Genomic DNA, 14127 nt, shown 5'->3' on the forward strand with positions numbered 1-14127 from the left:
GGCTTCGATTTCGAATACGGCACGGGAGGAGGTGTACCGTATTCAGCGTCGGCATCACATCTGGGAGGAGGAGACGGCCGACACCCAGATATCTACGAGTTGCCCAACGATTCGGCAATTGCGAAACGTGCATAGCTGCTGTGCAGATTTGCCGGATCAATCATCAGACAAATCCTGGGAATCGCTCTCCGCGCACTACTGCACCGGCACGTTTTCCTTGAAGATCAACCGCGGCTCGATGAATTTCTTGGTCAGGTAGGGCGCCGACGAGGCGATCGAGCCGAGCAGGCGGATCACCGACTGCTCGGCGATCAGCCGTGCATTCTGGTCGATCACGACGTCGGCGAGATCGTCGACGAGATAGCGGCGCGTTTCTTTGGTCAGGTCGTGGCAGATGAAGACCGGCTTCCTGCGCGGCTTGACCTCGAGCAAGGCCTTGGCCACGCCGGACCGTCCGGCGCCGACGCAGTAGATGCCGAGCAGCTCCGGTTCGTTGTGCAGCGCCTTGATGGTCGCGCGGTAGCTGGCGTCAGGGTCGTCATTGCTCTCGGCGGCGCTGGAAACTGTGAGGTTGGGGAACTCCTCGCTCAACACCGAACGAAAACCCATCTCGCGCTCCTCGTGACCGCGATAGGAGCGCGAGCCGACCACCATCGCCAGATGTCCGGTCCGGCCGCCAAGGAACCGGCCCATCAGCAGCGCCGCCGTGCGGCCCGCCACCCGGTTGTCGATGCCGACATAGGCCGAGCGGGGCGCGGCCGGCACATCCGAGATCAGCGTGACCAGCCTGATCCCGGCATCGACCAGCTCGCGCAGGATGTTGCGCGTGCGCGGGTGGTCGACGGCAATGATGCCGACGCCATTGGCCTTCAGCGAAAGATTCTCCACCGCGCTTTGCAGCGCGCCCGGCGAAATGCCGGCAAGGTTGTGGATGCGGCAGGAGGCGACCAGGGGCAGGCGCGCCGCATAATCCTCGATGTGATGGGCGAGATCGGCCATGAAGGCGTTGGACCCGATCGGCAGGAAGAATTCGAGATGCGCTGGCTTCGAGGGCAGCACCACCTGGTCGAGCGTCGGCAGGTAGCCGAGCTGCTTGGCCGCCTCCATCACGCGCTGCCGGTTGGCCGCGCTCGCGCCCGGGCGGTTGTTCAGCACCCGGTCGACGGTCGCGGTCGACAGGCCGCAGCTCTTGGCGATGTCGGCTACGGTGGCTTTCATGGGTCCAGTCATAGGCGCTGATGCAATCCTGTGCCAGCGGCGGGCAAATGGCCGCGTCGCCGATGCGATCCGCCCTTCAGCAGTCAGCCATGCGCTTCCCGGCCATCGGCGATTGCGTCCCGGATCTCCTTGTCCGACATGCCGGTGATGACGCGCTCGACCTCGGCGACGGTGGTCTTTTTCGGATCGATGTCGTCGGCCACCACCTTGCCCCGGCGCATCACCACGATGCGGTCGACCACCTGGAAGACGTGATGGATGTTGTGCGCGATGAAGATGCAGGAATGGCCGGAATCACGGGCGCTGCGCACGAAGCTCAGCACCCCTTGCGTCTCGGCGACGCCGAGATTGTTGGTAGGCTCGTCGAGGATGATCAGGTCGCTGTCGAAATGCATGGCCCGCGCGATCGCCACCGCCTGCCGCTCGCCGCCCGACAGTGAGCCGATCGGCGTCGTCGGCGGGATGTTCTTGGTGATGCCGACCTGCCGCAGAAGGTCGCGCGCCACCGCGTTCATCGCCTCCTGGTCCATGCGGTTCAGGAAGCGCGGCTGCTTGATCGGCTCGCGCCCGAGAAACAGGTTGCGCGCGATCGACAGCTGCGTGACCAGCGCCGAGTCCTGGTAGATGGTCTCGATGCCATGCGCGATGGCGTCGCTGGTCGAGCGCAAAGTCACCTTCTTGCCGCGGATGTAGATGTCGCCGCTGGTCAATGGCACGGCACCCGACAACACCTTGATCAATGTCGACTTGCCGGCGCCATTGTCGCCGAGCAGGCCGACGATCTCCTTTTCGTTGACGTGGAAATTGGCGTCCACCAGCGCCTGCACGCGCCCGTAGGACTTGCGGATGTTTTCCATGCGGATGAGCGGTTCGGCCATGGTTCTAAGTCCCTGCCTGGTGACGGCGCTCGAGCCATGAATGCAGCGCCATCATGCCGAGGATGATCGCGCCGATGAAGATGTTGTAGGCAAGTCCAGGCACGCCGATCAGCACGATGCCGTTGCGCATGACGCGCAGGATCAGGATGCCGAGCACCGTGCCGATGATGGTGCCGCGTCCGCCGGTCAGCGCCGTGCCGCCGATCACCACCATGGCGATGACTTCGAGCTCGTAGCCGGTGCCGCTGTTGGGGTTGGCCGCGGAGGTGCGCAGCGAGGAGATCACGCCGGCCAGCGAAGCCATCACCGCCGACAGGATGAACAGGCCGACCTTGACGCGGCTGACGTTGACGCCGCGCGCGCGGGCGGCGTTCGGATTGCCGCCGGCAGCCTGGATCCAGTTGCCGGTGCGGCTCTGCGTCAGCACATAGCCGAGGATGATTGCCGCACCGATAAACCAGAACAGCGATGCATAGATGCGGAACGGGCCGATATAGAAATCGCCGACCAGTATGTTCGCCAGCCAGCTGCCTTCAGCGCTCCAGGTGCGCTGCGGGAAGCCGTCGGTGACGAACAGCGCCGTGCCGCGCACGACAAGCAGCATGCCGAGCGTCACCAGGAAGGACGGGATCTTGAGCTGGGTGACGAACCAGCCATTGACCAGCCCGATCGCGGCCGCGACCAGCAATGCGATCAGCAGGCCGACTTCCAGCGAGGTGACGCCGCTGTTGTAGAGCGTCCACATCAGCACCGGCGAGAAGCCGAACAGCGAGCCGACCGACAGGTCGAATTCACCTGATGTCATCAACAGCGTCATCGCCAGCGCGATCAGGCCGAGCTCGACGGTGAAGGCCAGGATGTTGGAGATGTTCTGCGCCGACAGGAAGTCGGGATTGATGCCCCAGAATACGACCAACTCGATGACGAGCAGGACGAGGGGGCCGAATTCCGATCTGCCGATCAGGCGCTGGATGAAGGAACGATTTTCCACGAGATACCCGCGATACGATTGGACTGGCCGGGCCTTCGCCTCGACTGGCGGCAAGCTCCGACGACTATAGCATCCAGCGCCGCGCCTAAGGTGGAAAGCGCGGCGCCGGTGAATGCGCGGGACTTATTTGCCGGACAGGATCTTGTCGTAGACGCCGGCGGTGTCCTTCTCATAGAGCGCGCCGGTGATGACGTTGAAGCCCGGAGGAATGCCGCTGGCGGCCATATTAGCCAGCGACAGGGCCACATAGCTGGTCGCCTGCGGGTCTTGCCACTGCGCGGCATTGACATAGCCGTTCAGCACTTCCTGGGTGGTGTCGAGCGAGTTGCCCCAGCCGACGACCGGGATTTCGCCCGGCTTGACGCCGACCTGGTCGAAGACGCGCTTGATCGAGCCGGTGACGAGGTCGCCGAGGCCGATGATGGCCTTCACCTTGCCTTTGTGCGCGGTGAGATAGTCGGACATGCGGCTGATCACTTCGGCCTGGTCGAGCGTCGCTTCGGTGATCTCATAGGTGATGCCGGCGGGGCCGAACACGCTCTTGATGCCTTCCTCTTCCTGCACGCCGTAGGTGGCGCCGGGCACCTCGACCGGCATCCACACGAAGTCGCCCTTCTTCACCAGGCCCTTGTCGACCAGATACTGCGCCCAGTGCTTGCCGAAGGTGACGTTGTCTCCGCCGACATAGGCGTTGAAGTTGGCCTTCGGATCGGGCGTGTTGAAGTTGATGATCGGGATGTTGGCCGCCCGCGCTTCCTTGGCCAGCTCGATCAGGCTGCCCGGATCGGGACTGGTGGTGACGATGCCGTCGGCCTTGGCCGAAATGGCGGCGCGGATCGCCTCCTGCTGCGAGGCGACGTCGCCATTGTGGAAAGAGGTGTTCACCTTGTTGCCGGTGTCCGTCGCCCATTGCTTGGCGCCGGCCAGGAAGTAGGTCCAGACCGGATCGGCCGGGCCGCCATGCGAAATCCAGTAGAATGTCTTGGCTTGGGCCATCGCCGGAATGGCGATGACCGCGATCAAGCCAAGCACGAGCAGTCTTAGCCGCGAAAGCATTCGATTTCCTCCCATGTTGAAACGTTCCTCCTTGATCAGGCGCGATGCGGCCTTGGGCCGCATCTCTCGCCAGCGCCGACCGGAACGTCTAGAGCATTCTCTTTTTCGGGCGGTGGCAAGCCTCCATCGCCAGTGGATGTTGGGTGAGGCGCGCACGCCATCAGCAATCCCATCAGATTGCATCAGCTGCGGTGATATTTTCCCGGGCACGCGGCACCGTCGCCCTCATGTTGCGTAGACTTCGGACAACGCCACTCATGGTGCGGCCTTAGATCAGATTAGCCCTGGCCAGGTCGCGCATGAGGTGGCTGGCGCCGTAGGTCCAGTGCGGGCAGTCCGGCGACAGGCGCACGCGGTTGGTGAGCGCGCCGAGCTTTTCCGACGAGATGGTGACGATGTCGCCGACCTTGTGGGTAAAACCCTTGCCCTTCTCGCCGCGATCCTTCGACGGCACGAACATGGTGCCGAGATAGAGCGCCAGCCCGTCGGGATACTGGTGATGCGGCCCCATTGCCGCCTTGACCAGCTCCTCCGGCGTGCGGCTGATTTCCGCCATCGAGCTCGCGCCCTGCAGCGAGAAGCCATCCTCGCCCTCGACGCTGAGCCGCACCGTGGCGCGCTTCACGTCGGCGATGGAAAACGTCTCGTCGAACAGCCGGATGAAGGGGCCGAGCGAGGCGGAGGCATTGTTGTCCTTGGCCTTGCCGAGCAGCAGCGCCGAGCGCCCCTCGACGTCGCGCAGATTGACGTCGTTGCCGAGCGTGGCGCCGACGATGCGGCCTGAGCTATCGGCGATCATGGCGATCTCCGGCTCCGGATTGTTCCAGGTGGAGACCGGGTGCAGCCCGACATCGGCGCCGAAGCCGACCGAGGCCATCGGCTGGCATTTGGTGAAGATCTCGGCATCCGGGCCGATGCCCACTTCCAGATATTGCGACCAGGCGCCGCGCGAAATCAGCTTGGCCTTGATTTCCATCGCTTCCGGTGAGCCGGGCTTCAACTTCGACAGGTCATGGCCGATCAGCCCGGCGATGTCGGCGCGGATGGCGTCCGCCTTTTCGGCCGAACCGCGCGCCTGTTCCTCGATGACGCGCTCGAGCAGGCTGACGACGAAGGTGACGCCGGAAGCCTTCACCGCCTGCAGGTCGACGGGCGAAAGCAGCATCGGCTTTTTGGCGTCGCGTTCGGCTTCGAAGCTGTTCGCCGCGATGTCGGCAAGCGCGCCGATCGCCTTGCCCTTTGCCGAGCGCAGATAGCCGGCCGGATCCTTCAGCTCGCAGACATCGCGCACCGTAGGCGCCGCGCTCGCGGTGATGTCGATGACCTGGCCGTCACGCACCGTGACCACCAGCGGATGGGCAACGTCGCTTGTCCTGGCGCGGCCGACGAAAAGTCCGTCGGCGGGCAGGCGGGTCGGATCGGTCATGGTGATGCTTCCTCTCGATTTTTCGCGCGCGGCACTTTTCCCCGATTTCGCGGAAACGTCTATCCCGCCGGCCGCAACATTTGTGGTCCATGCAAATACTGTCACACGGCCACGGCTGGACTGGCCCATCGAAGCACTCTTTCAAATCTGTGAAATCGACAATAAGATTTTCACGAAGCTCCAGCGCTAGGTGACCTCTTGCCCGCAGCCTTTTCCGATCCGATCTGGCGAAAGCCACAGGTAGCCCCGGCATTTCAGTCTGAGTTGTCGAGTGGTGGCACGCTCGACGCGGTCATCGTTGGCGGCGGCATCATGGGCCTTTCGACAGCCCTGCACGCGGCGCGCGCGGGGCTTTCCGTTCAGGTGCTTGACGCCGTCGCGATCGGGCGGGGCGCTTCGGGCCTCAATGGCGGCCAGGTCATTCCAGGCCTCAAATACGATCCGGAATGGCTGCTCAGGCACTTCGGCAAGGAGCGCGGCGAAGCCCTGGTCGAGTTCGCCGCCGCGACGGCCGACGCCGTGTTCGATGTGATCCGCGACGAGAAGCTGGCCGTGCCTTTCACCCGCAATGGCTGGATCCAAGCCGCGCACACCGAAACTGCCCTGCAGGCAGCCGCCAACCGGGATCGCCAATGGCGCTCGCGCGGCGCCGACGTCAAGCTGCTCGACGGAGCCGAGATCGCGGCGATGACCGGCGCGAGGGGCTATCTCGGCGGCTGGCTCGATCGCCGCGCCGGCGTCATCGATCCGCTGTCCTATACACTCGAGCTCGCCCGCGTCGCCTCGGTCGCGGGCGCCAGCATCGCCGAGCGGCAGCGGGTGGTGAAGCTCCGCAAGGATGTCGGCGCCTGGCGGGTTTCGACGCAAGGCGGCGCCGAGTTGCGCGCCAAGGGGGTCGTGCTTGCCACCAATGCCTATACGGACGGCCTGCTGCCGGGGCTCGCCCAGACGATCGTGCCGCTGCATTCCTTCCAGATCGCCACCGCGCCGCTGCCGGCGGAGCTTGCAGCCAGCATCCTGCCGGGCGGCCAGGCGGTTTCGGATTCCCGCCGCATCCTGGTCTATTACCGCAAAAGCGCTGACGGTCGGATGGTGCTGGGCGGGCGGGGCCGCATGGCGCTGCCTTCGAGCCCCGCGGACTGGGCGCATTGCGAACGCGCGCTCATCCGCCTCTATCCGGCGCTCGCCGGCATCGCCATCGAAAAGCGCTGGTTCGGCCGCGTGGCGCTGACACCGGATCACCTGCCGCATCTGCACGAGCCGGAAAAAGGCCTGCTCGCAGTCGTCGGCTGCCAGGGCAGGGGCGTCGGGCTGATGAGCGCGCTGGGCAGGCGGATGGCGAACTACCTTGCAAGCGGTGACGCCAGGCAATTGCCATTCCCGCTGTCGCCGATCCGGCCAATCCCATTCCACGCCTTCCGCCAAGTCGGCGTTGCCGCGGCAATCACCTGGTACCGCATGCTCGACGCCTTCGAGCGCTGACGCCGAACGCGTGCGGCGCACAAGCGATTCAGCTTGACAGTTTCATGAATATGAAAAAACATTAGGAGATTTCAGAATTTCGATGGGCAGTTCGATGTCGTCGACCATCGTTGCAACACGGCCATTGCCGGAAAACCGCATCTCGCCGGTGTTCCGCTTCGCCATGCTGCTGCCTGGCGGGCTGGTCACATTCTTCCTCATCCTGTTCGCGCTCGGCCTCGTGGTCTTCCTCGCCTTTAGGGGCAATGACGGCTCGTTGCTCGGCGTCGGCCTGACGGTCGCAAACTTTTTCACCGTCGCCACCGATCCGCTTTACTGGACGGTGACGCTGCGCTCGCTGGTCATCGCCGGCCTTGTGACGCTCGCCACCGTCGCGACTGCATATCCGGTCGCTTATTACCTTGCCTTCCATGCCGGCCGCCGGCGCAACCTGCTGCTCTTCCTGGTCACGCTGCCGTTCTGGACCAGCTACCTTTTGCGCGTCTTCGCCTGGAAGATCGTGCTCGCCTATAACGGCGTGCTGAACTCTGCCTTCATCGAGACCGGCCTGTGGTCGCAGCCGACGCTGGCCTTCCTTAACACGCCGGCGGCAGTCGTGGTGACGCTCGCCCACGCCTACGCGCCTTTCGCCATCCTGCCGATCTATGTGGCGCTGGACACGATCCCGAAATCGCTGCTCGAAGCCGCGTCCGACCTCGGCGCGCGGCCGTTCACCAGCTTCCGCCGCGTCGTGCTGCCGAATTCCATGCCGGGTGTGCTGGCGGCAGCACTTGTCGTCTTCGTGCCGACGGTCGGCGACTATGTCACGCCGGCCATGGTCGGCGGCCCGGCCAGCACCATGATCGGCACGCTGATCCAGTCGCAGTTCGGCAAGGCCAATGACTGGCCGTTCGGCGCAGCCCTCTCGGTCTGCGTCATGCTGGTCATTCTTTGCGTGGTGCTGGTCGCGCGCGGTGCCGACCGCCGGTTTGGCAGCCGCACATGAGCGCGCGGACCGACATCAATGCGGACGGCCGCTGGCTCGGCCTCTATGTGCTCGGCTATCTCGTCTTCCTCTATCTGCCGGTGCTTTTGATCCCGCTGTTTTCCTTCAACAACTCGATCCAGGCGGCGTTTCCGCTGCAGGGCTTCACGCTGGAATGGTACCGCACGCTCTATGGCAACCCGGCGCTCTCCGGCGCCCTGGCCAACAGCCTGGTCATCGGCGTCGTCGCCGCCTCCGGCGCGACGCTCTGCGGCATCACCGTCTCCTATATGGATCTCTGCGGCCGCTCGCCGCTCGCCGCCACCATCAGCGCCATCGCCCGGCTGCCGATCTTGATCCCCGGCGTCATCGTCGGCATTTCGCTGCTCATCCTGGTCAACCTCATCGGCCTCGGCCCATCGCGCGTTTCCATCGTGCTCGGTCACATCCTCGTTGCGCTGCCGACGACGGTGGTGGTGATGCGCAGCCGCTTCGCCGCCATCCCGAAGACCATTCGCGAGGCCGCCCTTGACCTCGGCGCGTCCGACTGGACGACGTTCCGGCGCGTCATGCTGCCGCTGAGTGCGCCGGCCGTGCTGTCGGCCTTCATGCTCTCTTTCCTGATTTCCTTCGACGAGTTCATCGTCGTCTTCTTCCTCGCCGGCACCGAGCCGACGCTGCCGCTCTACATCTGGAGCCAACTGCGCTTCCCGCGCTCGCTGCCGACCGTGATGGCGCTGGGAACGGTGATCCTCGGCGTCTCCTTCGTCATCGCCGGCACCGCCGAAATCCTTCGCCATCGCGGCCTCGGCGCCGCGCGCCGCAATCCAGCCTGAACCACAACAAAGAAGAGGAGAACGAGAATGACATTCCACCTGAAATCGATCACTGGCCGCAAAGCCTTGGCGGGCCTCACGGCGCTCGCCATGGCGCTGTCGTCGACGGTCGCTCTTGCCGCCGACAAGCTGCAATATTTCACCTGGTCGGGCTATGAATTGCCCGACTTCAACAAGAGCTTCCTTGCCGCGCATCCGGACGGCGTCGAGGCGACGATCTTCGGCGACGACGACGACGCCTTCACCAAGGTCAAGGCCGGCTTCCGCCCCGACATCGCGCATCCCTGCTACGACAAGGTGGCGCGCTGGAACAAGGAAGGCCTGCTGCAGCCGATCGACACCAAGCGCATCAAGAACTGGGATTCGATCTTCCCGGTGTTCAAGAACCTGCCAGACCTGCAGGCCGGCGACGGCAAGGTGTGGATGGTGCCGTGGGACTGGGGCAACACCTCGATCCTCTACCGCACCGATCTGGTGAAGAACCCGGAGGCGAGCTGGAACCTTCTGTGGGACAAGCAATATGCCGGCCGCATGGCGACCATCGACGCCGTGCATGACACGCCGATCGTCGCAGCGCTGCTCGCGGGCGTGAACCCGTTCGACATGACGCCGGACCAGATGGAGAAGGTCGCCGCGAAATTGCGCGAGCAGCGGCCGCTGCTGTCGAGCTACACCACCGACATGACCTCGGTCGAGCAGGCGCTGGCAAGCGGCCAGCTGGTCGCCGCCATGACCTGGAACGCGTCGGCCACCTCGCTGAAGAAGCAGGGTGTTCCGGTCGAGTTCATGAAGCCGAAGGAAGGCATGCTCACCTGGGCCTGCGGCTTCGTCATGCTTAAGGACGCCAAGAACGTCGATCTCGCCTATGACTTCATCAACAGCCGGCTCGACGCCGACTCGGGCAAGTTCCTGATCCAGTCCTACGGCTATGGCAGCTCGCTCTCGACCGCCTTCGCCGGCGTGTCGAAGGAGGAGCTGGACAAGCTGCAGCTGCCGGCGGATCCGGACGTGATGCTGAAGAGCACCATCTTCACCGGGCCGATGAAGCAGAATGACGATATGGCGAAGATGTTCGAGAAGGTGAAGGCGGGCGGCTGAGCGCCCCTTACCTTCTCCCCTTGTGGGAGAAGGTGGATCGGCGCGCAGCGCCGAGACGGATGAGGGGTGTTGGACGGGTCGCCGTCCTTGCCAAGCTGGAGCACCCCTCATTCGTCGCCTTCGGCGACACCTTCTCCCACAAGGGGAGAAGGGGGAGCCTGGCGGCGCTGCGCCGCACCGGTGGAAAGACAACGAGGACCGATGCATGGATGTTCTTGACGAAGCGGCGACGAAACCAAAGGACGATGCCGACATCCGCGTCGGCCGGCGCATGCGGGCGCTCAGGCTTGAGCGCAAGCTGTCGCTGGCCGAGCTCGCGGCCAAGGCCGGCATCTCCATCGGCGCGCTCAGCCAGATCGAGCGCGGCATGTCCTCGCTGCGCGTCAAGGTGATCTGGCCGCTGGCAGCCGCGCTCGACATCGAACCGTCGGCGTTGATCGCCGACGGCAACGAGGCGGTCAACGATCTCTATTGCGTGCGCGCCGACAAGCGCCGGTCGATCCCGGTGAAATCCGAGGGCATCGCCAAGGCGTTGCTGTCGCCGCCCGCCGCGACGCTCACCGGCATGCTGGTGACGGTCGAGGCCGGCGGCGGCACGGCGGAAGCCTATGCCCATGCCGGCCATGAATTCGGCTTCGTGATGACGGGCGAGGTCGAGCTGGTGGTGGACGCGACAACCTATGTGCTCAAGGCCGGCGACAGCTTCGCCTTCAAGAGCACGCTGCTGCACGCCTTCCGCAATCCCGGCGCCGAGCGCTGCCAGATCCTGTGGGTCAACACGACAAAACCGTCCGAGGTGCGCGATGGCGCCTGATGCTCCAAAGCAATTCCAGGAAAAGTGTGAAGCGGTTTTCCGTTCGGAATTGCGAGAACCATTAGTTCGACTGCAGAAAGTCTCGAAAGTCTTCCCTGGCGGCATTGTTGGTCTTGATAGCGTCGATCTCGACATCGCCGCAGGCGAGTTCCTGACCCTGCTCGGCCCATCCGGCTGCGGCAAGACGACGAGCCTGCGTGTCATCGCCGGCTTCGAAAGCCCGACCAGCGGCAATGTCCTGCTCGACGGCCGCGACATCACAGGCCTGCGGCCCTTCGACCGCCCGGTCAACACCGTTTTCCAGGACTATGCGCTGTTCCCGCATATGGATGTCGCGGCCAATGTCGGCTTCGGCCTGTCGCTGCGCAAACTCACCGGCGCCGAACAGGCAAAACGGGTTCGCGAGGCGCTCGACATGGTCGGGCTCGCCGACAAGCTGCGCGCCCGCGTCTCCGAGCTTTCCGGCGGCCAACGCCAGCGCGTCGCTTTGGCCCGCGCCATCGTCTGCGAGCCGCGCGTGCTTTTACTCGACGAGCCGCTGTCGGCGCTCGATGCGCATCTGCGCGAGCAGATGCAGGTGGAATTGAAGCGGCTGCAGTCGCGGCTCGGCACCACCTTCGTCATGGTCACCCACGACCAGACCGAGGCGCTGTCGATCTCCGACCGCATCGTCGTCATGAACAAGGGCCGCATCGAGCAGACTGCTGCGCCGGCGACGCTCTACGACCGGCCCGCGACGAGGTTCGTCGCCTCCTTCATCGGCACGATGAACTTGCTGCAGTCGCGCTTCCTTGGCCGCGACGGCGAGCGGCTGCGCTTCGCCGCAGGCGAACTGCCGCTGGAGGCCACTTCCGACAACGGCGAGACGCCGGCCGCCGGCGACACGCGCACCATAGGCGTGCGCCCGGAGGATCTTCTGGCGGCCGGCGAGGCCGCCGAGGGAACCGCGCCGGCGCGGGTCAGCGGCGTCGTCTTCCATGGCCGCACGCTGCGCCTCCACGCCGAGCTGGGTGAGGGGACCGCGATCGTCATCGACGCCCCGCGCCGCGCCGACGGTTCTCAATTCAGCGTCGGCGACGTCGCGCATGTCAGCCTGCGGCGCGGCGCCAACTGCCCCATGCTTTCCGGTTGATGGACAAGACCTAAAGCGCGTCGCGTCGAAACGGATTCACGCGACGCGCTTTAGCGCCTTGCTTGATGCATGTCGTTGCCGCAAAACCGAGGTCACTTTTGCGCGACATGCATTAGAGCAATTCCAGGAAAAGTGTGAGCGGTTAGGCTCGGCGGCTTCGCCGTAGCTTTCCGTCTGGAATTGCGTAAAAACAAAGAGATAGAGTGGTTCACCGTTTCCGTGAAACGGTGAACCACTCTATGCTCAAGACGCCTTTGCGAAGAATCCCTGATAGTCGGACTTGGCCTGCAGCAGACGCAGGATGTTCTCGCGCGAGCCGCGCACATGCGCGCGGGCGCGCTCGCCGGCCAAAGCGACATCGCCGGCGCAGATCGCGTCGACGATGCCGGCATGTTCCTCGCGGGTGAGCTTCCATTCGTCCAGCCACAGAAGCTCCGTCCAGACATATTGCTGGCATTTGTCGAGGATGCCGCAAAGCATGCCGTAGAGCATCTCGTTGCCGCCGATCTCGGCGATCACCCGGTGCAGGTCGATGCCGACCTGCAGCTCCTCGAATTTCTCCCTCGTGCTGCGGTCCGGGATCGCCGCCAGCCGCTCGCATTCGGCCAGCATGTCGCGCAGCCTCGCCTTGTCGGCGGCGGTCGCATTGGCCGCCGCGAGCTCCGTCGCGCGCCCGTCAAGCAATTCGCGGATGTCGAAGGCCTCGCGGAACATGGTCAGGTTGAACTCGGCCACCACATAGCCCTGGCGCGGGCGCCCGATCACCAGCCCGTCGCGCTCGAGCCGATTGAAGGCCTCGCGCACCGGCGTGCGGCTGACCTTCAGGCGCTCGGCGATCTCGTTTTCGGTCACGCGGCCGCCCGGCGGGATCTGGCCGGTGATGATCAGCGCCTTCAGCTTCTCGAACACCGAGTCGCGCAGCGTGTTTTTCCGTTCCTTTTTCAAGCGTCCGCCTCCAACGGCCTATCGCAGAATCGCAGTCTAGAGCCTTTTAGCCCTTGCTTGAAACAGAGCCGTCTCAACAAGAGCCAACGTGCCGACTGACGGCTCCGTGCCCTCCCACCGAAAAACGCATTGTCCGTGTTGACAACGGTTTCCGGTGAATTACACTCAAAATTGTATACAAATTCGCATACCAAATCAACGATAACGGGAACACCGGTTGGAGAAGCGAAAATGACGAAGAGACTTTGTATTCATGGCATGGCCATCGCCGGCCTGCTCGCCACGGTCGCCGTTCCGGCGTCGGCCGCCGACACCATAACCGTCGCCTCATGGGGCGGCACCTATCAGGAGGCGCAGACCAAGGCCTTCTTCGATCCGACGGCCAAGGATCTCGGCATCACCATCAAGCAGGATACCACCAACGGCCTCGACGACGTGCGGCTGCAGGTCACCGGCAATGCCGTCAAATGGGACATCACCGAGCTCGGCGCCGACGAGTGCGCGCGCGGCTCCAAGGAAGGCCTGTTCGAGAAACTCGACTACAACGTCATCGACAAGAGCGGCATCAACCCGAAGCTTGTCCACGACGACTGGGTCGGCATCTCCTACACCTCCGTGGTGCTGATCTACCGCACGGATGTTTTCGGCGACAAAGGCCCGAAGACCTGGGCCGATTTCTGGAACGTCGAAAAATTCCCGGGCCGCCGCGCGCTCTCGGGCAGCCAGGCGACGGAGACGCTGAGCGTCGCCGCCCTCGCCAAGGGCGTTCCGATCGACAAGGTTTATCCGGTCGACATCGACGGCGCCTTGCAATCCGTCGACAAGGTCAAGGGCCATATCGACGCCTGGTGGACCTCCGGCGCGCAGGCCATGCAACTCGTCAAGGATGGCGAGGTCGACATGGCGAGCATCTGGAACGGCCGCGCCGGCACCTTGAAGAAGTCCGGCGCGCCGGTCAGCTTCTCCTTCGACCAGGGCGTGCTGACCGCCGACTGCATGGTCATCCCGAAGGGGTCGAAGAACAAGGACATCGCCATGAAGGCGCTGGCCAAGTTCGTCAGCCCCGATCTCCAGGCCAATCTGCCGCTCTATGTCGACAATGGCCCGGCCAACGAGAAGGCCTTCGAGACCGGCAAGATCCCGCCGGAGCGGATCAAGGACATCAATTCCGCCCCCGAGAACGTCAAGAAGCAGGTGCTGCAGGACCCGGCCTTCTGGCGCGACACGCTCGTCGAGGCGACGGAGAAATTCAACAACCTGATCCAGCAATGACGAACCTGTGCGGAG

General features: G+C 64.3%; 13 protein-coding genes. 7 read left to right on the forward strand and 6 right to left on the reverse strand.

All coding sequences use genetic code 11. The features are described 5' to 3' along the window. Positions 1-195: 195 nt before the first annotated feature. From RFM52_RS06410 to RFM52_RS06430, 5 genes are all read right to left on the reverse strand, one after another. Positions 196-1218 (reverse strand): LacI family DNA-binding transcriptional regulator, encoded by a 1023-nt coding sequence (locus tag RFM52_RS06410; RefSeq protein WP_320294663.1) that lies wholly within the window; start codon positions 1216-1218, stop codon positions 196-198. 83 nt (positions 1219-1301) lie between these two features. Beyond that, entirely contained in the window at positions 1302-2096 is a 795-nt protein-coding gene (locus RFM52_RS06415; RefSeq protein WP_320294664.1) for an ATP-binding cassette domain-containing protein, read from the reverse strand. Positions 2097-2100: 4 nt separating this feature from the next. Then, positions 2101-3087: an ABC transporter permease gene (locus tag RFM52_RS06420; protein WP_320294665.1), complete on the reverse strand. Its 987-nt coding sequence runs from the start codon at positions 3085-3087 to the stop codon at positions 2101-2103. Between the two features lie 123 nt (positions 3088-3210). Then, positions 3211-4143 (reverse strand): sugar ABC transporter substrate-binding protein, encoded by a 933-nt coding sequence (locus RFM52_RS06425; RefSeq protein WP_320294666.1) that lies wholly within the window; start codon positions 4141-4143, stop codon positions 3211-3213. A 268-nt stretch (positions 4144-4411) separates the two neighbouring features. Further along, on the reverse strand, positions 4412-5569 hold the full coding sequence (locus RFM52_RS06430) for a fumarylacetoacetate hydrolase family protein (protein ID WP_320294667.1): 1158 nt from the start codon (positions 5567-5569) through the stop codon (positions 4412-4414). 198 nt (positions 5570-5767) lie between these two features. Between RFM52_RS06430 and RFM52_RS06435 the strand changes: the two genes are divergently transcribed. The 6 genes from RFM52_RS06435 to RFM52_RS06460 all read left to right on the forward strand — a co-directional run bounded on the left by RFM52_RS06435 (position 5768) and on the right by RFM52_RS06460 (position 11895). After that, the gene (locus RFM52_RS06435; protein ID WP_430699232.1) at positions 5768-7051 is read left to right on the forward strand and encodes an NAD(P)/FAD-dependent oxidoreductase; all 1284 of its coding nucleotides are present in this window, start codon (positions 5768-5770) and stop codon (positions 7049-7051) included. A gap of 82 nt (positions 7052-7133) precedes the next feature. Further along, the gene (locus RFM52_RS06440) at positions 7134-8036 is read left to right on the forward strand and encodes an ABC transporter permease (protein WP_430699233.1); all 903 of its coding nucleotides are present in this window, start codon (positions 7134-7136) and stop codon (positions 8034-8036) included. Then, a complete protein-coding gene (locus RFM52_RS06445) occupies positions 8033-8851 on the forward strand; it encodes an ABC transporter permease (RefSeq protein ID WP_320294669.1) in 819 nt (272 codons plus the stop codon). The genes RFM52_RS06440 and RFM52_RS06445 overlap by 4 nt, the downstream gene beginning before the upstream one ends. 27 nt (positions 8852-8878) lie before the next feature. Next, positions 8879-9949: an ABC transporter substrate-binding protein gene (locus RFM52_RS06450; protein ID WP_320294670.1), complete on the forward strand. Its 1071-nt coding sequence runs from the start codon at positions 8879-8881 to the stop codon at positions 9947-9949. Between the two features lie 205 nt (positions 9950-10154). After that, positions 10155-10763 (forward strand): cupin domain-containing protein, encoded by a 609-nt coding sequence (locus RFM52_RS06455; RefSeq protein WP_320294671.1) that lies wholly within the window; start codon positions 10155-10157, stop codon positions 10761-10763. Further along, the gene (locus tag RFM52_RS06460) at positions 10753-11895 is read left to right on the forward strand and encodes an ABC transporter ATP-binding protein (RefSeq protein ID WP_320294672.1); all 1143 of its coding nucleotides are present in this window, start codon (positions 10753-10755) and stop codon (positions 11893-11895) included. The genes RFM52_RS06455 and RFM52_RS06460 overlap by 11 nt, the downstream gene beginning before the upstream one ends. Before the next feature lie 243 nt (positions 11896-12138). On the opposite strand, the gene RFM52_RS06465 is transcribed toward RFM52_RS06460, so the two are convergent. Beyond that, positions 12139-12840: a GntR family transcriptional regulator gene (locus RFM52_RS06465; RefSeq protein ID WP_320294673.1), complete on the reverse strand. Its 702-nt coding sequence runs from the start codon at positions 12838-12840 to the stop codon at positions 12139-12141. A 231-nt stretch (positions 12841-13071) separates the two neighbouring features. On the opposite strand from RFM52_RS06465, the gene RFM52_RS06470 reads away from it, so the two are divergent. Beyond that, positions 13072-14112, forward strand: a complete 1041-nt coding sequence (locus RFM52_RS06470) for an ABC transporter substrate-binding protein (RefSeq protein ID WP_320294674.1) — start codon at positions 13072-13074, stop codon at positions 14110-14112. The last annotated feature ends 15 nt before the right edge of the window (positions 14113-14127 follow it).

This window comes from Mesorhizobium humile (assembly GCF_033977215.1).
GTDB classification, from domain to species: Bacteria; Pseudomonadota; Alphaproteobacteria; order Rhizobiales; family Rhizobiaceae; genus Mesorhizobium; species Mesorhizobium humile.